Here is a 25420-nt window from a genome sequence, read left to right on the forward strand (position 1 = left end):
CGGACGGACAGACCGAGGCATGACGCAGACCGTCGACTACCGGCCCAAGGCCGGCGAGATCCCGACCCTCCCGGGCGTCTACCGCTTCAAGGACGCCCGGGGCCGGGTGCTCTACGTGGGCAAGGCCAAGAACCTCCGCGCCCGGCTGAGCAACTACTTCGCGCCGCTCCCGTCGCTCCACGAGCGCACCCGGCGGATGGTCACCTCGGCGTCCGGCGTCGAGTGGACCGTCGTCGGCACGGACGTCGAGGCGCTGCAGCTCGAGTTCACCTGGATCAACGAGTTCGACCCGCCCTTCAACGTCAAGTTCCGCGACGACAAGTCCTACCCCTACATGGCGGTGACCCTCGGCGACGAGGCGCCCCGGGTGATGGTGACGCGCAACGCCAAGATCCGCGGCGCCCGTTACTTCGGGCCCTACCCCAAGATCTGGGCGATCCACGAGACGATCGACCTGATGATCAAGGCGTTCCCGATCAGGACCTGCAACGACTCGAACTACAAGCGCGCGATGCAGAGCGGCAAGCCCTGCTTCGCCTCGCAGATCGGTCGCTGCGGCGGACCGTGCTCGCACCGGGTCACCTTCGCCGAGCACCGCGCGATGGTCGATCGCTTCGTCGCCTTCATGGGGAGCCACGACCGCCGGATGATCGGCGAGCTCGAGAAGGAGATGCGCGAGGCCGCAGCCGATTTCCAGTACGAGCGCGCGGCGAAGCTGCGCGACCAGGCCGCCGCACTCGACGCCGTGCTCGCCAAGAGCGCCGTCGTGCTGAAGGACAACGTCGACGTCGACCTCTACGCGATCGTCCACGACGAGCTCGCGGCCTCGGTCCAGCAGTTCCGCGTGCGCGGTGGGCGGATCCGCGGCGAGCGCGGCTGGGTGGTCGACAAGGAGCTCGACATGAGCACCGCCGAGCTCGTCGACACCGCGCTCCAGGCCGCGTACGAGACGGGCGACATCCCTCCGCGCGAGGTCGTCGTGCCCGAGCTGCCCGAGGATCACGAGGCGCTCGAGGAGTGGCTGAGCGGCCTGCGCGGCGCGAACGTCAAGCTCCGTGCCGCCCAGCGCGGCGACAAGGCCGCGCTGCTCGAGACGGCGACGCAGAACGCCGGTCACTCGCTCATGCTCTACAAGACCCGGCGCTCCGCCGACTTCACCGCGCGCACCCAGGCGCTGGAGGACATCCGCGACGCCCTCGGCATGGAGGAGGCGCCGCTGCGGATGGAGTGCTACGACGTCTCGCACCTCAGCGGTACGAACATCGTCGCCTCGATGGTCGTGTTCGAGGACGGGCTGGCCCGGAAGGACCAGTACCGCCGCTTCTCCATCGCCGACTCGACGGACGACACGGAGTCGCTGCACCAGGTGCTCACGCGCCGTCTCGCCTACCTGAAGGAGCCGGTCGAGCCGGCCGCCGTCGATCCCGAGACGGGGGAGGCGAAGCGGCGCAAGTTCGCCTACCCGCCGAACCTGCTGATCGTCGACGGCGGTCAGCCGCAGGTCGCCGCCGCCCAGCGGGCGCTCGACGAGTCCGGAGTCACGGGCATCACGCTGTGCGGCATCGCGAAGCGGCTGGAGGAGATCTGGCTCCCCGACTCCGACTTCCCCGTGATCCTCCCGCGCAACAGCGACGCGCTCTTCCTCTTCCAGAGGATCCGCGATGAGGCCCACCGCTTCGCCATCACGCACCAGCGGCAGCGCCGCAAGCGCGACATCTCCTCGCAGCTGAGCGAGGTCCCGGGCCTCGGCGGCACCCGCGTCCGCGACTTGCTGAAGCACTTCGGCTCGGTCGCTCGACTGCGCGACGCGAGCGATGCCGAGATCGCCGAGGTCAAGGGCATCGGCCCCACCCTGGCTGCCGCGATCCACTCCCACCTCCACCCCTGAGGGGCGGCCTCGCAGGGCGCACACCCTAGGCTGGACCTCCGGGCGCCCGTCCACCGGGGCCCGACACTTCACACACGAGCACGGAGACACCATGAGCACGGAGAGCGAGCAGCAGGACGTGCTGATCGTCACGGGGATGTCCGGCGCAGGCCGATCGACGGCCGCGAACGCCCTGGAGGACCTGGGCTGGTACGTCGTCGACAACCTGCCGCCGCAGATGCTCCGGCCGCTCGTCGACCTCGCTCAGCGCGCGGGCGACACCCTGCCCAAGATCGCCGCGGTCGTCGACGTCCGCGGGCGCGACTTCTTCGCCGACCTCGGCGAGATCGTCCGGGAGCTGCGAGCCGGGGTCGATCTGCGGGTCGTGTTCCTCGAGGCGACGGATGCGGCGCTCGTCCGCCGCTTCGAGCAGGTCCGCCGCCCGCACCCGCTGCAGGGCCGCGGCACGCTCCTCGACGGCATCTCGGCCGAGCGGACGCGGCTGGCGCAGCTGCGGGAGTCGGCCGACATCGTCATCGACACCTCCGACCTCAACATCCACCAGCTGGCGACCTCGATCACCGAGCGCTTCGCCGAGGCGGGTCGCGCCGGCCTGCAGGTCACGGTGATGAGCTTCGGCTTCAAGTACGGACTGCCCACCGACGCCGACATGGTCGCCGACGCGCGCTTCCTCCCCAACCCCTACTGGATCCCCGAGCTGCGACCGCACACGGGGCTCGACGAAGAGGTGCGAGAATACGTGCTGGCCCAGCAGGGCGCGGAGGAGTTCATCGACTCCTACTCGCGCGCGCTCCGCCCGGTCCTCGACGGCTACCAGCGCGAGAACAAGCGTCACGCGACCATCGCGGTCGGATGCACGGGCGGGAAGCACCGCTCTGTCGCCATCGCCGGCCGCGTCGCGGCCCGGCTGGCCGAGCTCCCCGGAGTCGCCGTCAACGTGGCGCACCGCGACCTCGGCCGAGAATGATCCCCGCGCGCTCCGCCGCGCACCCGACGTAAGGAAGACTCCGTGGCCCTCACCGCAGACGTCAAGGGCGAACTGGTCGCGATCGTCTCGCGCAAGAACACCGTCCGCGCCGCTGAACTGGCGACCGTCCTCCGCTTCTCCGGAGGACTGCACATCATCTCGAACCGGCTCGCGGTGGAGGTGGAGCTCGACTCCGCGCCTCTCGCGACCCGCGTCCGCCGCGACCTCGCCGAGCTCTACGGGGTCCGCAGTGAGGGCAGCATCGTCTCGGCCGGCGGCTCGCGCCGAACGACCAGCTGGCTGGTGCGCGTGGTCGAGGGCGGAGACACCCTCGCCCGCCAGACCGGACTGCTCGACCAGCGCGGGCGCCCCGTGCGCGGGCTGCCCAACCGCCTGACCACCGGATCCCGCGAGGAGCTCGCGGCGGTCTGGCGCGGGGCCTTCCTCGCGCAGGGCACGCTCACCGATCCCGGACGCTCCGCCGCGCTCGAGATCGTCTGCCCCGGGAACGAGGCCGCCATGGCGATCGTCGGAGCGGCCGGCCGCCTCGGCGTGCAGGCGAAGTCGCGCGAGGTCCGCGGCGTGCACCGCGTGGTCGTCCGCGACGGGGAGAGCATCAGCGCGATGCTGACCCTCATGGGAGCGACCGCGACGGTCGCCAGCTGGGAGGAGCTGCGCCAGCGCCGCGAGGTCAGGGCGACGGCGAACCGGCTCGTCAACTTCGACGACGCGAACCTCCGCCGCTCGGCGCAGGCCGCCGTCGCCGCCTGCGCCCGCGTCGAGCGCGCGATGGAGATCCTCGGCGACGACATCCCCGAGCACCTGCGCTACGCGGGTCGTCTCCGCCTGTCCCACCGCGACGCGAGCCTGGACGAGCTGGGTCACCACGCCGATCCGCCCATGACCAAGGACGCCGTCGCCGGACGCATCCGGCGCCTCCTGGCGATGGCCGACAAGCGCGCCTCGGAGCTCGACATCCCGGGCACCGACGCGAACCTCCCCCCGGAGCTCCAGGACCTGTGACCGGCTGAGACCGGTGCGCGAACGCTGAGTGTCTCCTGGTTGAACGGCGGAGGGACTCCGAGTGCGAAGGGCCCTCGTCACTAGACTGGGTGGGTCGCTCAGGTCGCCGCCGGCGCCCGTCCTCCTCCCCGTGAGGAGACGGATCGAGGCCGGCCGACCTCTCGAGATCGACGATCACGAACAGGAGATTGCGAATGGCTGACTACACGCTCGCCGAACTGCCCTACGACTACTCGGCCCTCGAGCCGAACATCAGTGGGCGGATCATGGAGCTCCACCACGACAAGCACCACGCCACCTACGTGACGGGCGCCAACACCGCCCTCGCCGCGCTCCAGGACGCTCGCGACAGCGACAACCTCGCGAACGTGAACAAGCTGCAGAAGGACCTCGCGTTCAACCTCGCCGGTCACGTGAACCACACGGTCTTCTGGAACAACCTCTCTCCCGACGGAGGCGACAAGCCCGCCGGAGAGCTCGCCGCGGCGATCGACGACTCCTTCGGGTCCTTCGACAAGTTCCGCGCGCACTTCACCGCCTCGGCCCTCGGCATCCAGGGGTCCGGCTGGTCGATCCTCGCCTGGGACTCGCTGGGCGAGAAGCTCATCATCGAGCAGCTCTACGACCACCAGGGCAACCTCGCCGCCGCCACCGTGCCGGTGCTGCTCCTGGACATGTGGGAGCACGCCTTCTACCTCGACTACGTCAACGTGAAGGCCGATTACGTCAAGGCTTTCTGGAACATCGTGAACTGGGCGGACGTGTCCGCGCGCTTCGAGAAGGCCCGCGAGAAGACTTCCGGCCTGCTGCTACTGTCGTAGCGATGTCGGCGTCCCGGGCCCGGCCCGGGGCGCCTTCTCGCAGCGTTCCAACCCTCCACTGCACCGTCCGGGTGCCCTTCCTCACCAGGAGAAATCTGTGTCCGTAAAGATCGGCATCAACGGCTTCGGCCGTATCGGCCGTAACTTCTTCCGTGCGGCCCTCGCCAAGGGCAGCGACCTCGAGATCGTCGCGGTCAACGACCTCACCGACAACAAGGCGCTCGCGCACCTCCTGAAGTACGACTCCATCACCGGCCGTCTGGACGCCACCGTGGAGCTCGACGGCGACAAGATCGTCGTCAACGGCAAGCCCATCATCGTGCTCGAGGAGCGCGACCCCGCCAACCTCCCGTGGGGCGAGCTGGGAGTCGACGTCGTCATCGAGTCGACCGGTCGCTTCACCAAGTCGGAGGACGCGCGCAAGCACATCACCGCGGGCGCCAAGAAGGTCATCGTCTCGGCTCCCGCCACCGGCAGCGATGTCGCGACCCTGGTCCTCGGCGTCAACGAGAGCACCTACGACCCCGCGACCCACGACATCATCTCCAACGCCTCCTGCACCACGAACTGCCTCGCGCCGCTCGCCAAGGTGCTGCTCGACAACTTCGGCATCGAGCGCGGCCTCATGACCACGGTCCACGCGTACACCGCCGACCAGAACCTGCAGGACGGCCCGCACAGCGACCTCCGCCGCGCCCGCGCCGCCGCCGTCAACATCATCCCGACCTCGACCGGTGCCGCCAAGGCTCTCGGCCTGGTCATCCCGGAGCTCGTCGGCAAGCTCGACGGCTACGCCCTCCGCGTCCCGGTCCCGACCGGCTCGATCACCGACCTCACCGTCGAGCTCTCGAAGCCCGCCACGGTCGAGGAGATCAACGCCGCCTACAAGGCCGCTGCCGAGGGCGACCTCAAGGGCATCCTGAAGTACACCGAGGACCCGATCGTCTCGAGCGACATCGTGACCGACCCGCACTCCTCGATCTTCGACGCCGGCCTCACGAAGGTCATCGGCAGCCAGGTCAAGGTCGCGTCCTGGTACGACAACGAGTGGGGCTACTCCAACCGCCTCGTCGACGTCACCGAGTTCGTCGCCGGCAAGCTCTAGGGCCTGACGCAGTGACGTTCCGCACCCTGGACTCACTGGGCTCCCTGGCCGGCAAGCGCGTCGTCGTCCGCTGCGATCTGAACGTCCCCCTGAAGGACGGAACGATCACGGACGACGGCCGCGTGCGCGCCTCGCTGCCCACTCTCCAGCGGCTCGTCTCCGAGGGTGCCCGAGTCGTGGTCGTGAGCCACCTCGGGCGCCCCGACGGGGAGCCGAACCCGAAGTACAGCCTCGCGCCGGTGGCCGAGCGGCTGGGCGAGCTCCTCGACGCTCCGGTGTCGTTCGCCGAGGACACCGTCGGCGACTCCGCGGCCTCGGCCGTCGAGGGCCTCGCCGCGGGCGAGGTCGTCGTGCTCGAGAACCTCCGCTTCAACGCGGGGGAGACGAGCAAGGACGAGGCCGAGCGCCGCTCCTTCGCCGAGAAGCTGGCCGCCTTCGGCGACGCCTTCGTCTCGGACGGGTTCGGCGTCGTGCACCGCAAGCAGGCCAGCGTCTACGAGCTCGCGCAGCTGCTCCCCAGCGCTGCCGGCACGCTCATCGCAGCCGAGCTCGAGGTGCTCGACCGGCTCACCGAGAAGCCCGAGCGCCCCTACACGGTCGTCCTCGGCGGCTCGAAGGTGTCGGACAAGCTCGGCGTGATCGACCACCTCCTCCCGCGGGTCGACTCGATCCTCATCGGCGGAGGCATGCTGTTCACCTTCCTCAAGGCCCAGGGCCACGAGGTCGGCTCCAGCCTGCTCGAGGCCGACCAGATCGACACCGTGCTCGGCTACCTCGCGAAGGCGGAGGAGCTGGGCGTCGAGATCGTGCTGCCCACGGACGTGGTCGTCGCCTCGAAGTTCGGCGCCGACGCGGAGTACGAGACGGCGTCGGCCGACGCGATCGAGGGTACCCCGTGGGGCGCCTCCGGTCTGGGCCTCGACATCGGACCGGACACCGCGAAGCGGTTCGCCAGGATCGTCGCGGCCTCGAAGACCGTGTTCTGGAACGGGCCGATGGGCGTCTTCGAGATCGAGCCGTTCGCGGCCGGCACGAAGGCCGTCGCCCAGGCCCTCACCGAGGTCGACGGACTCAGCGTCGTCGGCGGCGGCGACTCGGCAGCCGCAGTGCGCGCCCTCGGATTCGAGGACGAGCAGTTCGGCCACATCTCGACGGGAGGCGGAGCGAGCCTCGAATTCCTCGAAGGCAAGCGCCTCCCCGGACTGGAGGTCCTCGGATGGCAGTAGACACCCGCACCCCGCTCATCGCCGGCAACTGGAAGATGAACCTGGACCACCTCCAGGCCATCGCGTTCGTCCAGAAGCTCGCGTGGAGCCTCAAGGACGCGGACCACGACTTCGACGGTGTCGAGGTCGCGGTGTTCCCGCCGTTCACCGACCTGCGCCCGGTGCAGATCCTCGTCGACTCCGACAAGCTGCCGCTCAAGTACGGCGCGCAGGACCTGTCGAAGTTCGACAGCGGGGCCTACACCGGTGAGATCTCGGGGCAGTTCCTCAAGCAGCTCGACTGCGACTACGTGATCGTCGGCCACTCGGAGCGTCGCACGCTCCACGGCGAGACGGACGCGGACATCGCCGCGAAGACGGCCGCGGCCGTCAAGCACGGCGTGCCGCCGATCGTCTGCGTCGGAGAGACCGCCGAGGACCTCGAGAAGCACGGACCGTCCGCGGTCCCGGTCGCTCAGCTGAAGGAGGCCCTCACCGGCCTCCCCGCAGACGCCGACCTGGTCGTCGCGTACGAGCCCGTCTGGGCCATCGGCTCCGGACAGGCTGCGACGCCCGAGCAGGCCCAGCAGGTCTGCAAGGCGCTGCGCGGCGTCGTCTCCGAGATCCTCGGAGCCGAGACCGCGGCGAAGACCCGGATCCTCTACGGCGGTTCGGTGAAGTCCGGCAACATCGCCGGCTTCATGCGCGAGCCCGACGTCGACGGCGCCCTCGTCGGAGGCGCGAGCCTCCAGGTCGAGGAGTTCGCCGCGATCGCGCGCTTCCGCAACCACGTCGGGGTCTGAGTTTCTGCGACAAGAGGGGCGGGCCCATCGGGCCCGCCCCTTTCCGTCGTCCACGCCGCTCCCTGCGCGGCGTGGCGCAGTCGGTTGATCGAAGTGGTCGCGTTCTGCAGAGCGTCCTGCGTCCGGCCACGACGATTCGCTCGCACGCGAATCGCCGGTCGGCCTCGCTGCGCGAGGGCCGTCGTCCGATCGATCGTCCGGACGGGGCCCATCGGGCCCGCCGCCTTTCCGTCGTCGACGCCGCTCCTACGCGGCGTGGCGCAGTCGGTTGTTCGAGGTGGTTGCGTTCCGCAGAGCGTCGTATGTTCGGCCACGGCGATTCGCTGGCACGTGGATCGCCGGTCGGCCTCGCGGCGCGAGGGCCGTCGTCCGATGGACCGACCTGACGGAGCCGATCCCATCCCATTCTCTGTTCCAGGTCGTTCGCCGTTACTGCTGGTGGGGTGCCTCGCGGCACGCGGGCGGAGGGGGTGGTCTCGTCGCGGCGACCGGCTCGGGTCTGGCGGGCGCCCCGCAGGGGCGCGGGAGGGCGCCGCGACGAGGCCACCCCCTCCGCCCACTCCAGCAGTCGCACGACGCCGTATACAGCGAGCCGAACACGGGTGGACGCATTCCGCGCGGATTCGCAGGCGCCGTTATACTCGTCGGGGCGCGCAATGCGCCGGAACTTCGAAAGGTACCGCGTGGACATCCTCCAGGTCGTGCTCCAGGTCATCCTGGGCATCACGAGCCTCCTGCTCACCATGCTGATCCTGCTCCACAAGGGGCGCGGCGGCGGACTGTCCGACATGTTCGGCGGTGGAGTCACCTCCAACCTCGGCGCCTCGGGTGTCGCGGAGCGCAATCTCAACCGCATCACCGTGATCCTCGGCCTCGTCTGGCTGGCGTGCATCGTGGTGCTCGGTCTCATCACCAAGTTCGACACCGGAGCATAGGGGTACACGGAATGGCATCAGGCGGCAGTGCAATCCGCGGTTCGCGCGTCGGCGCGGGACCCATGGGCGAGCAGGACCGGGGCTTCCACGCGGAGCGAGTGGCGGTGTCCTACTGGGACGCTCTCGGTAACGAGACGGTGCGCCACTTCTCGGCGGCCCTCCCCGAGGACGAGATCCCCGAGGTGATCGACTCACCCCAGTCCGGTCTTCCCGCGGGACGCGACCGTGCGAACCCCCCGCAGGTCGCGAAGACCGAGCCCTACAAGACACACCTCGCCTACGTGAAGGAGCGTCGCACCGAGGCCGAGGCGGCCCAGCTCCTCGAGGAGGCGCTGCAGCAGTTGCGCGCCCGTCGCGGCACCGCGACTCCGTCCTGATCCTGCTCCCGCAGGAACGAGGAAAGGCCCGATCCGCTGAGGATCGGGCCTTTCGCCGTGGTGGGCCCGGAGGGACCGGGCGCGCTCAGTAGCTGGGCGCGATGAGAGACTCCGGAACCTCGGCCGCGGCCTCCTGGTCGACGAAGAAGACCGTGCGCTTGCGGCCGAAGGCTCCGGCGACCGGCACTTCGTTCGTGTTGGCACCGGCGAGCGCGAGACCGAGAGCAGACGCCTTGTCCGCTCCCGCGAGCACCATCCAGATCCGGTCGGACTGGTTGATGAGCGGGAGGGTCAGGGTGAGGCGCTCCGGAGGCGGCTTGGGGGAGTTGCGCACCGGGAGCACCCCGGCCTCGGTGGAGCGGATCGCCGAGCGCTCGGGGAACAGCGACGCGATGTGACCGTCGGGACCCACTCCGAGGAACGTGATGTCGAACCGGGGGTAGTCGCGACCCTCCGTCGCGTGAGCGCGCAGCTCCGCGTCGTAGAGGGTCGCGGCCGCGTCCAGGTCGATCCCGTCGTCAGATGCCGGGAATGCGTGCACGTTCTCGGCGGGGACGTCGAGGCGGGTGAACAGATCACCCGCCTGGACGTCGTTGCGGTCCTCGTGGCCGCGGGGAACCCAGCGCTCGTCCCCCCACCAGAAGTGGACCCTCGACCAGTCGACGTTGCCGGAGGCGGACGACGTGGCGATCTCGGCGAGCGTCGCCGCCCCCATGGTCCCGCCGGTCAGGATCACGTTGGCGGACCCCAGATCGTCGAGGATGTCGATCGTCTTCGTGATGAAGCGGGCGGCGACCGACCCGGCGAGGGTCTGCTTGTCGCGGTGGACGAGCACTCGACGTTCGGTGGTCATGAGAGGTCTCCTTCGGGTTCGAATGCCGATCGGCGGATGGTCGGCTCCGTGTCAGGAAGCGCTGCGGGCCCCGGTCTGCTCGGTGAGCATGTCGACGCCGCGCGAGATGACTTCACCGTACAGGTCATCCGGGTCGAGCCTGCGCAGCTCCTCGGCCAGGCAGTCGCGGAGGCTGCGGCGGGGGAGCGAGATGTCGTGGACGGGCTGCTCCGGCTGCGTCAGCGTCGCCACGTTGGGGAACGAGCGCTCCAGCTCGATGGTCCCCGACGCGCGGATCAGCTTGACGCCGTGGATGCCGCTCGACCCGGTCGCGCTGATGGTCAGCTCGTGATCGACCGGGATGTCGAGTTCGAGCTGGAGCCACGCGGCGAGCAGGATCGTCGACGGCGAGTCGGGAGCGCCCGACACCTCGACGGCCGTGATCGGCTCGTACGGCGGCTGGTCGAGGACCGCGGCGAGCTGCGCGCGCCAGAGGGTCAGCCGCGTCCAGGCGAAGTCGGTGTCGCCGGGGGCGTAGGTGGAGGCGAGGTGGTGCAATGCCTCCGCCGGGTTCGACTGCGCCGAGGCGTCGGTGATGCGCCGCTGCGCGATGCGGCCGATGGGCGACTTCGAGGCGCTCTCGGGCGCACTGTTCGGCCACCAGGCGACCACGGGGGCGTCGGGCAGGAGGAGGCCCGTGACCAGGCTCTCCTCGTCGTTCGCCGCGTCGCCGAAGGGGCGGAGCACGACGACCTCGCTCGCGCCGGCGTCGCCGCCGACCCGGATCTGGGCGTCGACGCGCGGGGTGGCGTCCACGGGGACCGTGGTGAGCCCGTCGTCCTTGGAGACGACGATGACGCGCATCGGGTGCTCGCGCGAGGCGTCGTTCGCCGCGTCGATCGCCTCCTCCTCGTGACCCCGGGAGGTCGCGATGATGAGGGTCAGCACGCGTCCGAGAGCGACGGCGCCGCCCTCCTCGCGGATCTTGACCAGGGTCTTGGAGACCTCGCTGGTCGTGGTGTCGGGCAGATCGACGATCATGGACGCCTCCAGGTACGGCCGTCGCGGGCGAGGAGCTCGTCGGCGGATTCGGGGCCCCAGGTTCCGGGGCGGTACTGCTCGGGCTGGCCCTGGGTCTCCCAGAACTCCTCGATCGGGTCGAGGATCTTCCAGGAGAGCTCGACCTCCTCGTGGCGGGGGAACAGCGGGGGCTCGCCCAGGAGGACGTCGAGGATCAGACGCTCGTAGGCCTCGGGGCTCGCCTCGGTGAACGCGTGGCCGTAGCCGAAGTCCATCGTCACGTCGCGCACCTGCATGCCGGCGCCCGGGACCTTCGAGCCGAAGCGCATGGTGACGCCCTCATCCGGCTGCACGCGGATGACGAGTGCGTTCTGACCGAGCGAGGTCGTCTGGCTCTCTGCGAAGAGCTGCTGCGGAGCCCGTTTGAAGACGACCGCGATCTCGGTGACGCGACGACCGAGGCGCTTGCCTGCGCGCAGGTAGAACGGGACACCCGCCCAGCGGCGCGTGCCGATGTCCAGGCGCATGGCCGCGAACGTCTCGGTCGTCGAGGTGGGGCTCATGCCGTCCTCCTCGAGGAAGCCGAGGACCTTCTCGCCACCCTGCCAGCCGCCGGCGTACTGCCCGCGGGCGGTGGCCGTGGAGAGGTCCTTCGGGAGGCGGACCGCTGCGAGGACCTTCTCCTTCTCGGCGCGCAGGTCGGCGGCGTCGAACGAGATCGGCTCCTCCATCGCCGTGAGGGCGAGGAGCTGGAGGAGGTGGTTCTGGATCACGTCGCGCGCGGCCCCGATGCCGTCGTAGTAGCCGGCGCGGCCGCCCACTCCGATGTCCTCGGCCATCGTGATCTGCACGTGGTCGACGTAGTTCGAGTTCCAGAGCGGCTCGTACATCATGTTGGCGAAGCGCAGCGCCAGGATGTTCTGGACCGTCTCCTTGCCGAGGTAGTGGTCGATGCGGAACACCGAGTCGGGCGGGAAGACCGACTCGACGACGGCGTTCAGCTCACGGGCCGTCGTGAGGTCGCTGCCGAAGGGCTTCTCGATGACGACGCGCCGCCACTGGCCCTCCTTCTGCTCCGCGAGACCGGAGTTGCGCAGCTGCTCGGTGACCTGCGGGAAGGACTTCGGGGGGATGGAGAGGTAGAAGGCGAAGTTGCCCATCGTGCCGCGCTCGCGATCGAGCTCGTCGACGGTGGTCTTCAGGCGGGTGAACGCCTCGGGGTCGTCGAACTCGCCCTGCACGAAGCGGATGCCCTGCGCGAGCTGCGCCCAGACCTCCTCGTGGAACTCGGTGCGCGCGTACTTCTTGACGGAGTCGTGCACCACCTGCTCGAAGTCCTGGTCGTCCCAGTCGCGCCGGGCGAAGCCGACGAGCGCGAATCCGGGGGGCAGCAGTCCGCGGTTGGCGAGGTCGTAGACCGCCGGCATCAGCTTCTTGCGCGAGAGATCGCCGGTGACGCCGAAGATGACGAGGCCGCTGGGCCCCGCGATCCGGTTCAACCGCCGGTCGAAGCTCAACCGCAGGGGGTTGAACTCGGGGGTGATGTCCACAGACATGTGCAGTGTCCTTCTGTGTGCCGGCTTCTCCGGCGCACTGCTCTCGATGAGGAGTGGGTGGGACCGATCGCGGGCACGCCGCCCGCCCCGGTGGGGCGGAGCGGCGTGCCCGTCGGATCAGCTGTTGAGGGCCTCGAAGAGGGCTTCGAGGTCGGCCTCGGGATCGGTCAGCGTCAGCGTCAGCACCGGTCGGCCGTGCTCGGCGAGCACGCTCGCGTCGCCGGCCGCCTGCGCGAGGATCAGCTGCCCGAAGGTGAACGGGCTGTCCGGGATCTCGAGATCGGCGGTAGCGCGCTCGGTGATCTGCAGGAAGACGCCGGTCGGGGCGCCGCCCTTGTGGTACTGACCGGTCGAGTGCAGGAAGCGGGGACCCCACCCGAAGGTGACGGGCCGCTGGGCCTGCGCGGCGAGGAGATCGCGGACGCCCTCCAGCTGCGGCACGGCGAGGCGGTCGACGTAGGCCTGGATGGCCACGTAGCCGCCCTCGCCGAGCTGGGCGAGGAGGCGGTCGACGGCCTCGGCGACGGTCGAGACGCCCTCGGTGACCACGGGGCTGCCCGTGACCTCGATGCCGGCGTCGGTGAAGGCCGGCGCCTCGGGCTCGGGACGCTTCTCGAGCAGGGCGCGGGTCGCGATCTTCGCGGACTCGACATCGGGCTGGTCGAACGGGTTGATGCCGAGCAGCCGTCCTGCGACGGCGACCGCGTACTCCCAGGTCAGCATCTGCGCGCCGAGCGAGCCCGAGAGCAGGATCTCGCCCTCGTGGCGGTCGCGCGGGAACAGGTGCAGCGCGCTCGCGTCGTCGACCAGGCGGACGACCTGCACGTCGGGCAGGTCCTCCGACAGCTCGGGGGCGAGCGTGCCGAGGACGACCGGCAGGATCCCGGTGCCGTCCTTGCCGGTGGACTCGGCGATCAGCTGCTCCGCCCAGTCGGCGAAGCCCACGATGTGGGTGCCGTCGGCGACGATCGCGAGCTTGTCGCGGCGCGGGCTGGTGGCGGCGATCGCCGCTCCGAGCACGAGCCCCGGGTTCTCGGGGGAGTCGACGGCGAGACCGAGCGAGGCCTCCGCGGCCTCGTCGAGGAGGGCCTCGATGTCGGCGCCGGCGAGTCCGGAGGGGACCAGGCCGAACGCGGAGAGCGCCGAGAAGCGGCCGCCGATGTTCGGGTCGGCGTTGAACACGCGGTAGCCGGCCTCGCGTGAGGACGTGTCCAGTGGCGAGCCGGGGTCGGTCACGATGACGATGCGCTCGAGGGGGTCGATGCCCGCCTCGGTGAACGCCTTCTCGTAGGCCTTCTTCTGGCTCGCGGTCTCGACGGTCGAGCCCGACTTCGACGAGATCACGACGGCGGTCGAGGAGAGGCGGTCCCGGAGGGCCGCCAGCACCTGACCGGGAGCGGTCGAGTCGAGGACGGTCAGCTCGACGCCGGCCGTGCGCGTGATGACCTCGGGGGCGAGCGACGATCCGCCCATCCCGCCGAGCACGATGTGATCGATGCCCTTCGAGGCGAACTCCTCGCGGAGCGCCAGGATCTCGGGGATCAGCGGGCGCGACACCGACGTCGACTCGGTCCAGCCGAGGCGCTTGGCCGACTCCTCCTCCGCGGCGGCGCCCCACAGCGTGGGGACCTGCGCGGTGATGCCCGAGGCGACCTCGTCGGCGACGAGATCGGGGACGACGCGGTCGACGGCCTTCTCGGCGTCTCCGCTGACGTGGATCTGGATCGCCATGATCAGGCCTGCGCCTTCGCACCCTCGAGAGCCGCGGTGACGGTGTCGAGCAGCTCGTTCCAGGAGACGATGAACTTCTCCACGCCCTCCTTCTCGAGCAGCTCGGTGACCTCGGCGTACGAGACGCCCTGCGCCGCGACGGCGTCGAGGACGGCGTTCGCGTCGGCGTAGGCGCCCGTGACCGTGTCGCCGGTGATGACGCCGTGGTCGAAGGTCGCCTCGAGGGTCTTCTCGGGCATCGTGTTGACGACGCCGGCCGCGACGAGCTCGGTGACGTAGAGCGTGTCGGGGAGATCGGTCGACTTCACCCCGGTCGAGGCCCACAGCGGACGCTGGCGATTGGCGCCGGACTCCTGCAGGAGCAGGGCGCGCTCGGTCGCGAACGCCTCGACGAAGACCTCGTAGGCGAGCTGGGCGTTGGCCACGCCCGACTTGCTCTTGAGCGCCTTCGCCTCGTCGGTGCCGACGGCCTCGAGGCGCTTGTCGATCTCGGTGTCGACGCGCGAGACGAAGAACGAGGCGACGGAGTGGATGGTCGACAGGTCGATGCCGGCGTCCTTGGCCTTCTCGAGGCCGGCGAGGTACGCGTTGATGACGGCGCGGTAGCGGGCGAGCGAGAAGATCAGCGTGACGTTGACCGAGATGCCCGAGCCGATGACCTCGGTGATGGCCTCGAGGCCCTCGACGGTCGCGGGGATCTTGATCATGGCGTTCGGGCGGTCGACCTTGGCCCACAGGGCCTTAGCCTGCTCGATGGTGCCCTGCGCGTCGTGCGCCAGGCCGGGCTCGACCTCGATCGACACGCGGCCGTCGTAGCCGTTGGTGGCGTCGTAGATCGGACGGAAGACGTCCGACGCGGCGGCGACGTCGTCGGTGGTGATCTCGAAGACGGCGTCGGTGACGGAGGTGCCGGAGGCGGCGAGCTCGCGCACCTGGGCGTCGTACGACTCGCCGTTGGCCAGGGCGGCCGCGAAGATCGTCGGGTTCGTCGTGACTCCGACGACGTTCTTCTCGTCGATGAGCTTCTGGAGCCCGCCCGAGGAGATGCGCGTGCGGGAGAGGTCGTCGAGCCAGATGCTGACGCCGGCGGCGGAGAGGTCTGCGGTGGGGGTGTTCTCGGTCATGTCTCTTCTTCTCTTCTTCGTTCGGAGGTGATGCGGGCGTGGAGCCGGAGCCCCGACGGCGAAGGCCGCGTCCGTGTGGACGCGGCCTTCGGCTCAGGAGGCTGCGAGCGACTCCTTGGCGGCGGCGAGTGCCGCCTCCGTGGTGATCCCGAACTCGCGGAACAGGGTCTTGTAGTCGGCCGACGCGCCGAAGTGCTCGATCGAGACCGAGCGGCCGGCGTCGCCGACGTACTTCTGCCAGCCGAGGCTCAGTCCGGCCTCGATGGAGACGCGGGCCTTCACAGCGGAGGGCAGGACCTTCTCGCGGTAGGCCGCGTCCTGCTCCTCGAACCACTCGAGCGACGGAGCCGAGACGACGCGGGCGTTCACGCCCTCGGCCTTCAGCTTCTCGCGCGTCTCGACGGCGATCTGGAGCTCGGACCCGGTCGCGATGAGGATGACGTCCGGCGTGCCGCCGGGCGCCTCGGCGAGCACGTACGCGCCCTTGGCGACGTTCGAGGCGTGAGCGAAGGTCTCGCCCTCGGCCTCGCCCTCGCCGCGCTCGAACACCGGGATGTTCTGACGGGTCAGCGCGAGGCCCGCGGGGCCCTCGCGGCGCTCGAGGATCGTCTTCCAGGCGTAGGCGACCTCGTTCGCGTCGCCGGGGCGGACGATGTCCAGTCCCGGGATCGCGCGGAGGGACGCGAGCTGCTCGACCGGCTGGTGCGTCGGGCCGTCCTCGCCGAGCGCCACGGAGTCGTGGGTCCAGACGTAGATGGCCGGCGCCTTCATGAGCGCGGCGAGACGGACCGCCGGGCGCATGTAGTCGGAGAAGATCAGGAAGGTGCCGCCGAAGGGGCGGGTGTTCCCGTGCAGGACGATGCCGTTGAGGATCGAGCCCATGGCGTGCTCGCGGATGCCGAAGTGCAGCACGCGGCCGCCCTTCTTCCCCGTCCACTCGTGGGTCGAGAACTCGGACGGCACGAACGAGCCGGCGCCCTCGATGGTGGTGTTGTTCGACTCGGCGAGATCGGCCGAGCCGCCCCACAGCTCCGGGATCACTCCGGCGAGGGCGTTGATGACCTTGCCGGACGCGGCGCGGGTCGACACCTCCTTGCCGGGCTCGAACACGGGGAGCACGTCCTCGACGCCCTCGGGGAGGTCGCCGCTCAGGACGCGGTCCAGCAGGGCCTTCTTCTCGGGGTTGGCCGCGGCCCACGCGTCGAACTGCTCGGTCCACTCGGCGTGCTGCGCCTGGCCGCGCTCGACGGCCTTGCGAGTGTGCTCGATGACCTCGTCGGCGACGTCGAAGGTCTTCTCGGGGTCGAAGCCGAGCACCTCCTTGAGGCCGCGGAGCTCATCGGCGCCGAGGGCGGAGCCGTGGATCTTGCCGGTGTTCTGCTTCTTCGGCGAGGGCCAGCCGATGATGGTGCGCAGGATGATGAGCGACGGCTTGTCGGTCTCGCCCTTGGCTGCCTCGATCGCGGCGTGGAGCTCGGCGACGTCCTCGTGGTACTCGCCGGTCTTCTTCCAGTCGACGATCTGGACCTGCCAGTCGTACGCCTCGTAGCGGGCCTTGACGTCCTCGGTGAAGGCGATGTTGGTGTCGTCCTCGATCGAGATCTGGTTGGAGTCGTAGATGACGACCAGGTTGCCGAGCTGCTGGTGGCCGGCGAGCGAGGAGGCCTCGCTGGTGACGCCCTCCTGCAGGTCGCCGTCGCCGGCGATCACGTAGACGAAGTGGTCGAACGGCGAGGTGCCCGCGGCGGCCTCGGGGTCGAACAGGTCGCGCTCGAAGCGCGAGGCGTAGGCGAAGCCGACGGCAGAGGCGAGGCCCTGGCCGAGCGGGCCGGTCGTGATCTCGACGCCGTCCGTGTGGCCGTACTCGGGGTGCCCGGGGGTCTTGGAGCCCCAGGTGCGCAGCGCCTTCAGGTCGTCGAGCTCGAGGCCGTAGCCGCCCAGGTAGAACTGGACGTACTGGGTCAGCGAGGAGTGGCCGACCGACAGGATGAAGCGGTCGCGGCCGATCCAGGTGCTGTCGGAGGGGTCGCGGCGCATGACCTTCTGGAAGAGGAGGTACGCGGCCGGAGCGAGGCTCATGGCGGTCCCGGGATGACCGTTGCCGACCTTCTCCACGGCATCCGCGGCGAGGACCCTCGCCGTGTCGACTGCCTTCTCGTCAATGGATTCCCATTGCAGTTCTGACACTTGGTACTGACCCTTCTCGAGACGTGGGGCAGACGCAGACCGTCCGCCCTCTCGCATGGTGGAGCACGCCGCGCGACGACTTCGGCACGATGCTCCGGCGGCGACCCTCTGGGCCTCGCGGCGACCGATCGGTCGGGGCGGGCTCGGGTGCGTGCCGGGCGCTCTGGCGAGCAGTCCCGAGTATACGGAGGGGGGTGCGCTCGCCGACGGGGGTTGCGGGATGCATATGTAGGGAGTCGTTTGGGCAAGCGTGCACGCGGCGGGAGCGGTGTGACGGAACCGATGGACCGGGCCCGGGTCCAGCCTGCGCGCATTACACTCGTTCGGGATTGTCGAACGTTAGAGGAGCAATGGACGTAGCCGTAGAGACCACCGCGATCGAACGGGGCGGATCGCCCGGGGCGACCCTGTCTCGCAAGGTGAAGGCCTTCGTCTCGCTGACGAAGCCCCGCGTGATCGAGCTCCTCCTCGTGGTGACGGCCCCGACGATGATCCTCGCCCAGGGCGGCATCCCGAACCTCTGGCTCGTGCTCAACGTCCTCATCGGCGGAGCGCTGAGCGCCGGGTCGGCCGGCGCCTTCAACTGCTACTTCGACCGCGACATCGACCGCATCATGAACCGGACGAAGAACCGCCCGCTCGTGACGGGCGAGATCTCGGACCGGGCCGCGCTGGTGTTCGCCACGACGATCGGTGTGCTGTCGATCGTCTGGCTCGGGCTGACGGCGAACTGGCTGGCCGCCGGGCTCTCGCTCGCGGCGATCCTCATCTACGTGGTCTTCTACACGCTCTTCCTCAAGCGCCGCACCCCGCAGAACATCGTCTGGGGCGGCATCGCCGGGTGCATGCCCGTGCTCATCGGCTGGGCCGCCGTCACGAACTCGCTCGACTGGGCGCCCGTGATCCTCTTCTCGGTCATCTTCCTGTGGACTCCGCCGCACTACTGGCCCCTGTCGATGAAGTACCGCGACGACTACCAGGCCGCCGGAGTGCCGATGCTCGCGGTGGTCCGCGGCCGCACGGTCGTCGGGCTGCAGGTCATCCTGTACGCCTGGGCGACGGTGGCCTGCTCGCTCCTGCTGATCCCCGTGGCCGGGATGGGCGCGGTGTACACCGTCGTCGCGCTCGCGAGCGGCGTCTGGTTCATCGCCGAGACCCACCGCCTCTACAACCTCGCGATCCGTCACGAGCACGTCTCGCCGATGCGCGTGTTCCACGGCTCGATCGGGTACCTCACCCTGCTGTTCCTCGCCGTCGGCATCGATCCCCTGCTGCCGTTCTGATGGTGACCCCCTTCTCGTTCCTCGCCGAGCGGGTCACGCTCTCGCCGCGGGCCCTGCGCTGGGGCACGACCGCGGCACTCGTCGCGAGCATCCTGATCATCTTCTTCGGGGGAGTGGTGCGACTGACCGGATCGGGCCTCGGCTGCCCGACCTGGCCGGCCTGCGACGCGGGATCCCTCACATCGACCCCGGAGCTCGGGATCCACGGTTTCATCGAGTTCACCAACAGAGCCTTCACCGGCGTGCTGATCATCGCCGTCGGCTGGGCGATCACTGCGGCGCGACTCCAGAAGCCGCGCGACCGGACGATGACGCGACTGGCCTGGTCGCAGTTCTGGCTGGTCGTCGCGAACGCCCTCGCGGGCGGAGCGACCGTGCACTCGGGTCTGAACCCCTACATCGTCGCGGGGCACTTCGTCCTGGCCATCGCCCTGCTCACCACGACGTCGCTGACGTGGCACCGCGCCCACCGGTCGCAGTCCACGGACTTCGAGCCGGACGCGCTCACCCGCGCCGTCAGCATCGCCCTCGTCGTGGTCACCCTGCTGGTGATCCTCGTCGGCACGCTCGTGACCGGCACCGGTCCTCATGCAGGCGACTCCGCGGAGGTGCCCCGGATGCGCTTCCACTGGGAGAGCGTCACCGTGGTGCACGGCGTGCTCGGCACGGCGTCGCTCGCGCTCGGCATCGTCCTGTTCGCGCTCCTGCGCCGGGTCGCCGGTGCGGAGCTCGCGCGCCGACGGGCGGCGACCTACATCGCCGTGGTCGTGTTGCAGGCGCTCGTCGGGGTCGCGCAGTCCCTCCTCGCTCTCCCGGAGGCCCTGGTCGCCGTGCACCTGCTGGGTTCGGCGCTCGTCTGGGTGGGCACCGTGCGCGTGCTCCTCGACGTGAACCCCCGGCTGTTCACCGTCCGTGCTCAGCGCCGCCGGGCGGCGGAGGAGCTCGAGCCCGTCCACTGACACCGCCGGCCGTGCTCCCGACGGGTCCCCGCGGCTCATCGACCGGCGCCTCCTCGCGACGGCCGCCGCAGGTGCCCACGGAGTCGCAGCAGGGCGAGCGGCAGCGCCCGGACGGGCAGGTCTCGCGCGAGCGCGGTGCCCAGGCGGCGGTGGAGCGCGGCCTCCGCGGGCGGGAGCCCGAGGCCTGCGGAGGCGAGCAGGAGGCGGGGGAGCAGTGGGATCGAGTCGTCGTTCGGCATGCCCGAAGATCATCACGGACCACCGACACCGGTATGGCCACCATCGTCTGGTGGCGCGGGACGTCGCACCCGGCCGACACCCAGGTGAGCGGGTTCCCATCCGGGCGCGCCTCTGTAGAATGAGTAGTTGGTTCAGGTACGACGTGAGACCCCGGCATCCGCGCGGACACGGCGTCGACAGGGACCACCGGCCCGATGACGCGCCGCAGCACTTCTCTTAGGACATCTCAGGCACGCACATCAACCGCCCCCGCGCATCGTCCACGATCGCGACCAGCCGGAATGTGCTCCGGGTCGCCCCACGGGGAATGACTCCGGAACCCGACCGGTTAGCAGTGGGTAGGAAACGAGGTACACATGTCAGACATCCTGATCGACCGCCCCGAGCTCGAGAGCCTCGGCGTCTACGAGTTCGGCTGGGCCGACTCCGACTCCGCGGGGGCGTCCGCGCGCCGCGGGATCTCGCCCGAGGTCGTCTCCGACATCTCCGCGCTCAAGAACGAGCCCGCCTGGATGCGCGACCGCCGCATGAAGGCGCTGAAGCTGTTCGAGCGCAAGCCCATGCCGACGTGGGGCGCCGACCTGTCGGCGATCGACTTCGACAACATCAAGTACTTCGTCCGCTCGACCGAGAAGCAGGCGCAGACCTGGGACGACCTCCCCGACGACATCAAGAACACGTACGAGAAGCTCGGGATCCCGGAGGCGGAGCGCCAGCGCCTCGTCGGCGGCGTCGCGGCGCAGTACGAGTCCGAGGTCGTCTACCACCAGATCCGCGAGGATCTGGAGGAGCAGGGCGTCATCTTCATGGACACCGACACCGCGCTGCGCGAGCACCCCGAGATCTTCGAGGAGTACTTCGGCACCGTCATCCCCGCGGGCGACAACAAGTTCGCGGCCCTGAACACCGCCGTGTGGTCGGGCGGTTCGTTCGTGTACGTCCCCAAGGGCGTGCACGTCGACATCCCGCTCCAGGCGTACTTCCGCATCAACACCGAGAACATGGGCCAGTTCGAGCGGACGCTGATCATCGCCGACGAGGACAGCTACGTGCACTACATCGAGGGCTGCACCGCGCCGATCTACAAGTCGGACTCGCTGCACTCGGCCGTGGTCGAGATCATCGTCAAGAAGAACGCCCGCGTGCGCTACACGACGATCCAGAACTGGTCGAACAACGTCTACAACCTCGTCACCAAGCGCGCGATCGCGCACGAAGGCGCGACGATGGAGTGGATCGACGGCAACATCGGATCCAAGGTCACGATGAAGTACCCGTCGATCTTCCTGGTCGGCGAGCACGCCAAGGGCGAGACCCTCTCGGTCGCGTTCGCGGGGCCCGGGCAGCACCAGGACGCCGGCGCGAAGATGGTCCACATGGCGCCTTACACGCAGTCGTCGATCGTCTCGAAGTCGATCGCCCGCGGTGGCGGTCGAGCGGGGTACCGCGGAGAGGTCCGGGTCGACGCCAACGCGCACCACTCGGCCAACACCGTGCGCTGCGACGCACTGCTCGTCGACACCATCTCGCGCTCGGACACCTACCCGGCGATCGACATCCGAGTCGACGACGTGCAGCTCGGCCACGAGGCGACCGTGTCGAAGGTCAGCGAGGAGCAGCTCTTCTACCTGATGTCGCGCGGCCTGCCGGAGGACGAGGCCATGGCCATGATCGTCCGCGGCTTCATCGAGCCGATCGCCCGCGAGCTGCCCATGGAGTACGCCCTCGAGCTGAACAAGCTCATCGAGATGGGGATGGAGGGCAGCGTCGGTTGACGCCCGCCTCCCCCCTCGAAGGGGCGCCCGGACGGGGCGCCCCGCACCCATCGAAAGGAACCACCGCCTGATGACGGTCCCCACGAGCGCCGCGACCCCCGAGATCGACGGCGCTGCCGCTGCCGAGCGCCTGGGCATCAGCGCCCACTCCGACGGGGCCTTCACGCCCGTGCAGACGCGCTCGGAGCGCTTCGCGTCGGTCGACGTCGACGCCTTCGAGGCCGTCACCGGGCGCGAGATCGCCTGGAAGCTGACCCCCGTCGCCCGCCTCGCCGATCTCATCGACGGACCGCTCGACGGCTCGCCGACCGCGTTCGAATACGCCGCGGTCGACGGCGTGGACGTCTCGTGGGTCGGCCGCGACGACCAGCGGATCGGCACCACCGGACTGCCCGAGGACCGCGCGGCCGCCAACGCCTGGTCGAGCTTCGAGCAGGCCCTCGTCGTGCGCATCGCGGGCGAGGACGAGAAGGTGGCGACCCTGGTCCGCTCGGATCTCGGGTCCACTCCTCGCGCCGCTCACACGATCATCGAGGCGGCGCCGTACGCGCGCGGCGTCGTCGTCCTCCAGAACGACGGCCCGGCGACGCTCGCCGAGAACGTCGAGATCCTTGTCGGCGAGGGAGCCCAGCTCACCGTCGTGTCCGTGCAGGAGTGGGACGACGAGGCGCGCCATCTGGCGAACCACTTCATCCGCGTCGGCCGCGACGCGAAGGTCAAGCACATCGTCGTCACCCTCGGCGGCTCGATCGTCCGGGTCAACCCCTCCGCACACCTCGTCGAGCGCGGTGCCGACGGCGAGCTCTTCGGGCTCTACTTCGCCGACGGCGGCCAGCACCTCGAGCAGCAGGTGTACGTCGACCACGATGCCCCCGACACCCGCAGCCGTGTGACCTACAAGGGCGCGCTGCAGGGCCAGGGCGCTCGCACGGTCTGGATCGGCGACGTCCTGATCCGCAACAGCGCGACCGGCACCGACAGCTACGAGCAGAACCGCAACCTGGTCCTCTCCGACGGCACCCGTGCCGACTCCATCCCGAACCTCGAGATCGAGACCGGCGACATCGCCGGAGCGGGCCACGCCTCGGCGACCGGCCGGTTCGACGACGAGCAGCTCTTCTACCTGCAGTCGCGCGGCATCCGAGAGGACGAGGCGCGCCGCCTGGTCGTCCGCGGCTTCCTCAGCGAGATCGTGCAGCAGATCAAGGTCGCCGAGCTGGAGGACCGCCTGCAGCTGGCGATCGAGGCCGAGCTGGCGGGCAGCGCCGGCCAGACCGGTTCCGGCAACTCGGCGGTGTCCGCATGAGCAACGCCGCGATGATCTGCTCGGTCTCCGAGCTGGTCCCGAACCAGGCCATGCGCGTCGAGGTCGACGGAGTCGCCATCGCCGTCGTCCAGGACTCGGCCGGCGAGATCCACGCCATCGGCGACACCTGCACGCACGGCGAGATCTCCCTCTCTGAGGGCTTCGTCGAGGGCGACAGCCTCGAGTGCTGGGCCCACGGCTCGCAGTTCTCCCTCCGCACCGGGACGCCCCTCAACCTGCCGGCCTACGAGCCGGTCCCCGTCTTCGTCGTCGAGATCATCGACGGCGACGTCTACATCGACCCGACCGTCACGAAGGAAGTCTGAATGTCCGTTCTCCAGATCAGCGATCTCCACGTCAGTGTCGAGACCGAGCAGGGGACCAAGCAGATCCTCCGCGGTGTCGATCTCACCATCAACCAGGGTGAGATCCACGCGATCATGGGCCCGAACGGGTCCGGCAAGTCGACCCTCGCCTACACGATCGCGGGCCACCCCAAGTACCACGTCGACGGCGGCTCGATCACCCTCGACGGCGTCGAAGTCCTGGACATGTCCGTGGACGAGCGCGCTCGCGCCGGCCTCTTCCTCGCCATGCAGTACCCGGTCGAGATCCCCGGAGTGACGAACACCAACTTCCTCCGCACCGCCAAGACCGCGATCGCGGGCGAGGCTCCGGCGATCCGCACCTGGACCAAGGACGTCAAGGCGGCCATGGGCAACCTGCGGATGGACCCCTCCTTCGCGGCGCGCAACGTCAACGAGGGCTTCTCGGGCGGCGAGAAGAAGCGCAACGAGATCCTCCAGCTCGAGCTGCTCGCCCCGCAGTTCGCCGTGCTCGACGAGACCGACTCCGGCCTCGACGTCGACGCGCTCAAGATCGTCTCGGAGGGCGTGAACCGCGCCCACGCCAACACGGGACTGGGCGTGCTGCTGATCACGCACTACACGCGCATCCTGCGCTACATCGAGCCCGACTTCGTGCACGTCTTCGTCGCCGGCCGCGTCGCCGAGCAGGGCGGCAAGGAGCTCGCCACCCGACTCGAGGACGAGGGCTACGACCGCTTCCTCACGACGGCGACGGCCTGATCATGGCCGTCACGACGCTCGAGCCGAAGCTCTTCGACCAGGTCGAGGAGGCGCTCAAGGACGTCATGGATCCCGAGCTCGGGATCAACGTCGTCGATCTGGGCCTGATCTACGACCTCGGGTGGGACGACGAGAACGACGCTCTCGTCATCCACATGACGCTCACCTCGGCGGGCTGTCCGCTGACCGACGTGCTCGAGGAGCAGACCGCCGAGTCGCTCGACGGCATCGTCGAGGCGTTCCGGATCAACTGGGTCTGGATGCCGCCGTGGGGTCCCGAGCGGATCACCGACGACGGCCGCGACATGATGCGCGCTCTCGGCTTCTCGATCTGAGACCGGTACGGCGAAGGGCCGGGAGGATCATCCTCCCGGCCCTTCGCCGTACCGTCGTGCGGGCTCAGTTCGAGCGGCGGCGGAGCAGAGCCCAGGTCGTGGGGAGCAGTGCGGCGGCGAGCACGATCTTGAGGGCGTCGCCGATCAGGAACGGGACGAGACCGGCGGTGAGGACGGAGCCGAGATCGGCGGGGTAGCCGAGCGAGCCGAGCGCGGTCGCGAGCCAGGGGAGTCCGACCAGGTAGATCGTCGCGGTGCCCGCGAGGAAGGTGACCAGGGTGCCGACGACGCGGCGGTCCCACTGACGCTGCGCCAGCCATCCGGTGACGATCGAAGCGAGGACGAAACCGACGATGTAACCACCGGTCGGGCCGGCGAGGACGGCCCAGCCGCTCGAGCCCTCGGTGAAGACCGGGGCGCCGAGCACGCCGACCAGCGCGTAGACGCTCATCGCGAGCGCGCCGCGGAGCGCGCCCAGCGTGGTTCCCGCGAGGAGCACGGCGAAGGTCTGGCCGGTGATCGGCACGGGCCACATCGGGATGTAGAGCTGGGCCATCCCGGCGGTGAAGGCCGCGGCGGCGACCACCAGGACGAGATCGGTGACGATCGAGCGCGCGAACAGTCGGTCCGCGAGGACCGGCCGCGACGGGGCGAGCGAGTAGCTGGACATGAGTGTCTCCAAAGACCGTGGCGCCCGGTGGCGACGAAGGACGAGCTCGACGGGGTCGAGCCTGCAGGTGGCCGAGCGCAGGGGTCCGGACGCGTCCGCGGACAGCGGACGTGAACCGGCCCCGCGGCTCAGGAAATATACTAGAGGGCTGCCGCATCGCGGCCCCTTGCCCCACACCTCCCGAAGCGAC

The 25420-nt window shown here is 69.7% G+C and carries 24 protein-coding genes; 16 read left to right on the forward strand and 8 right to left on the reverse strand.

Annotated elements, in window-relative coordinates:
• Positions 1 to 19 precede the first annotated feature (19 nt).
• From uvrC to LRG51_RS01285, 9 genes are all read left to right on the forward strand, one after another.
• Positions 20 to 1888, forward strand: coding sequence for an excinuclease ABC subunit UvrC (uvrC, locus tag LRG51_RS01245; RefSeq protein ID WP_055791932.1), 1869 nt, complete (start codon positions 20 to 22; stop codon positions 1886 to 1888).
• A 91-nt stretch (positions 1889 to 1979) separates the two neighbouring features.
• The gene (gene rapZ, locus LRG51_RS01250) at positions 1980 to 2855 is read left to right on the forward strand and encodes an RNase adapter RapZ (protein WP_055791934.1); all 876 of its coding nucleotides are present in this window, start codon (positions 1980 to 1982) and stop codon (positions 2853 to 2855) included.
• A gap of 42 nt (positions 2856 to 2897) precedes the next feature.
• Positions 2898 to 3878 (forward strand): DNA-binding protein WhiA, encoded by a 981-nt coding sequence (gene whiA, locus LRG51_RS01255; protein WP_055791947.1) that lies wholly within the window; start codon positions 2898 to 2900, stop codon positions 3876 to 3878.
• 194 nt (positions 3879 to 4072) lie between these two features.
• Entirely contained in the window at positions 4073 to 4699 is a 627-nt protein-coding gene (locus LRG51_RS01260) for a superoxide dismutase (RefSeq protein WP_055791950.1), read from the forward strand.
• Positions 4700 to 4796: 97 nt separating this feature from the next.
• Positions 4797 to 5804, forward strand: a complete 1008-nt coding sequence (gene gap, locus LRG51_RS01265) for a type I glyceraldehyde-3-phosphate dehydrogenase (RefSeq protein ID WP_230670529.1) — start codon at positions 4797 to 4799, stop codon at positions 5802 to 5804.
• A gap of 11 nt (positions 5805 to 5815) precedes the next feature.
• On the forward strand, positions 5816 to 7030 hold the full coding sequence (locus tag LRG51_RS01270) for a phosphoglycerate kinase (RefSeq protein ID WP_230670532.1): 1215 nt from the start codon (positions 5816 to 5818) through the stop codon (positions 7028 to 7030).
• The gene (gene tpiA, locus LRG51_RS01275; RefSeq protein ID WP_055791958.1) at positions 7021 to 7812 is read left to right on the forward strand and encodes a triose-phosphate isomerase; all 792 of its coding nucleotides are present in this window, start codon (positions 7021 to 7023) and stop codon (positions 7810 to 7812) included. Before LRG51_RS01270 ends, tpiA begins: the two co-directional genes overlap by 10 nt.
• 683 nt (positions 7813 to 8495) lie before the next feature.
• Positions 8496 to 8747, forward strand: coding sequence for a preprotein translocase subunit SecG (gene secG / locus LRG51_RS01280; protein ID WP_055791960.1), 252 nt, complete (start codon positions 8496 to 8498; stop codon positions 8745 to 8747).
• A gap of 11 nt (positions 8748 to 8758) precedes the next feature.
• Positions 8759 to 9124, forward strand: a complete 366-nt coding sequence (locus LRG51_RS01285; protein ID WP_055791968.1) for an RNA polymerase-binding protein RbpA — start codon at positions 8759 to 8761, stop codon at positions 9122 to 9124.
• Positions 9125 to 9209: 85 nt separating this feature from the next.
• Here the strand turns inward: LRG51_RS01285 and pgl are convergent, their stop codons facing one another.
• The 6 genes from pgl to tkt form a co-directional block, all read right to left on the reverse strand.
• Positions 9210 to 9977 (reverse strand): 6-phosphogluconolactonase, encoded by a 768-nt coding sequence (gene pgl, locus LRG51_RS01290; protein ID WP_055791971.1) that lies wholly within the window; start codon positions 9975 to 9977, stop codon positions 9210 to 9212.
• A 51-nt stretch (positions 9978 to 10028) separates the two neighbouring features.
• Complete coding sequence (locus LRG51_RS01295) at positions 10029 to 10997, reverse strand: glucose-6-phosphate dehydrogenase assembly protein OpcA (RefSeq protein ID WP_230670535.1); 969 nt, start codon at positions 10995 to 10997, stop codon at positions 10029 to 10031.
• A complete protein-coding gene (gene zwf, locus LRG51_RS01300; RefSeq protein ID WP_055791978.1) occupies positions 10994 to 12532 on the reverse strand; it encodes a glucose-6-phosphate dehydrogenase in 1539 nt (512 codons plus the stop codon). The genes LRG51_RS01295 and zwf overlap by 4 nt, the downstream gene beginning before the upstream one ends.
• A gap of 117 nt (positions 12533 to 12649) precedes the next feature.
• Positions 12650 to 14263 (reverse strand): glucose-6-phosphate isomerase, encoded by a 1614-nt coding sequence (locus LRG51_RS01305; RefSeq protein ID WP_107575244.1) that lies wholly within the window; start codon positions 14261 to 14263, stop codon positions 12650 to 12652.
• A gap of 2 nt (positions 14264 to 14265) precedes the next feature.
• The gene (gene tal / locus LRG51_RS01310) at positions 14266 to 15387 is read right to left on the reverse strand and encodes a transaldolase (RefSeq protein ID WP_107575243.1); all 1122 of its coding nucleotides are present in this window, start codon (positions 15385 to 15387) and stop codon (positions 14266 to 14268) included.
• Between the two features lie 93 nt (positions 15388 to 15480).
• Positions 15481 to 17574 (reverse strand): transketolase, encoded by a 2094-nt coding sequence (gene tkt / locus LRG51_RS01315; RefSeq protein ID WP_230670537.1) that lies wholly within the window; start codon positions 17572 to 17574, stop codon positions 15481 to 15483.
• 350 nt (positions 17575 to 17924) lie between these two features.
• Between tkt and LRG51_RS01320 the strand changes: the two genes are divergently transcribed.
• The gene (locus LRG51_RS01320; RefSeq protein ID WP_055791990.1) at positions 17925 to 18857 is read left to right on the forward strand and encodes a heme o synthase; all 933 of its coding nucleotides are present in this window, start codon (positions 17925 to 17927) and stop codon (positions 18855 to 18857) included.
• Positions 18857 to 19816, forward strand: coding sequence for a COX15/CtaA family protein (locus LRG51_RS01325; RefSeq protein ID WP_230670540.1), 960 nt, complete (start codon positions 18857 to 18859; stop codon positions 19814 to 19816). Before LRG51_RS01320 ends, LRG51_RS01325 begins: the two co-directional genes overlap by 1 nt.
• A gap of 35 nt (positions 19817 to 19851) precedes the next feature.
• Here the strand turns inward: LRG51_RS01325 and LRG51_RS01330 are convergent, their stop codons facing one another.
• The gene (locus LRG51_RS01330) at positions 19852 to 20055 is read right to left on the reverse strand and encodes a hypothetical protein (protein ID WP_055791993.1); all 204 of its coding nucleotides are present in this window, start codon (positions 20053 to 20055) and stop codon (positions 19852 to 19854) included.
• A gap of 357 nt (positions 20056 to 20412) precedes the next feature.
• On the opposite strand from LRG51_RS01330, the gene sufB reads away from it, so the two are divergent.
• The 5 genes from sufB to LRG51_RS01355 all read left to right on the forward strand — a co-directional run bounded on the left by sufB (position 20413) and on the right by LRG51_RS01355 (position 24560).
• Entirely contained in the window at positions 20413 to 21831 is a 1419-nt protein-coding gene (sufB, locus tag LRG51_RS01335) for a Fe-S cluster assembly protein SufB (RefSeq protein WP_055791996.1), read from the forward strand.
• A 70-nt stretch (positions 21832 to 21901) separates the two neighbouring features.
• Positions 21902 to 23137 (forward strand): Fe-S cluster assembly protein SufD, encoded by a 1236-nt coding sequence (sufD, locus tag LRG51_RS01340; protein ID WP_055791999.1) that lies wholly within the window; start codon positions 21902 to 21904, stop codon positions 23135 to 23137.
• On the forward strand, positions 23134 to 23463 hold the full coding sequence (locus LRG51_RS01345; protein ID WP_082481418.1) for a non-heme iron oxygenase ferredoxin subunit: 330 nt from the start codon (positions 23134 to 23136) through the stop codon (positions 23461 to 23463). The genes sufD and LRG51_RS01345 overlap by 4 nt, the downstream gene beginning before the upstream one ends.
• Positions 23464 to 24225: a Fe-S cluster assembly ATPase SufC gene (gene sufC / locus LRG51_RS01350; protein WP_055792001.1), complete on the forward strand. Its 762-nt coding sequence runs from the start codon at positions 23464 to 23466 to the stop codon at positions 24223 to 24225. It abuts the gene before it with no gap.
• Positions 24226 to 24227: 2 nt separating this feature from the next.
• A complete protein-coding gene (locus LRG51_RS01355; protein ID WP_055792004.1) occupies positions 24228 to 24560 on the forward strand; it encodes a metal-sulfur cluster assembly factor in 333 nt (110 codons plus the stop codon).
• Positions 24561 to 24624: 64 nt separating this feature from the next.
• Here LRG51_RS01355 and LRG51_RS01360 read toward each other — a convergent pair whose 3' ends face one another.
• Positions 24625 to 25230 carry a biotin transporter BioY gene (locus tag LRG51_RS01360; protein ID WP_055792006.1) on the reverse strand — a complete coding sequence of 202 codons (606 nt, stop codon included), beginning with the start codon at positions 25228 to 25230 and terminating at the stop codon, positions 24625 to 24627.
• Positions 25231 to 25420 lie beyond the last annotated feature (190 nt).

It is taken from the genome of Rathayibacter sp. Leaf248 (genome assembly GCF_920939495.1).
In the GTDB taxonomy this organism is placed as follows: domain Bacteria; phylum Actinomycetota; class Actinomycetes; order Actinomycetales; family Microbacteriaceae; genus Rathayibacter; species Rathayibacter caricis.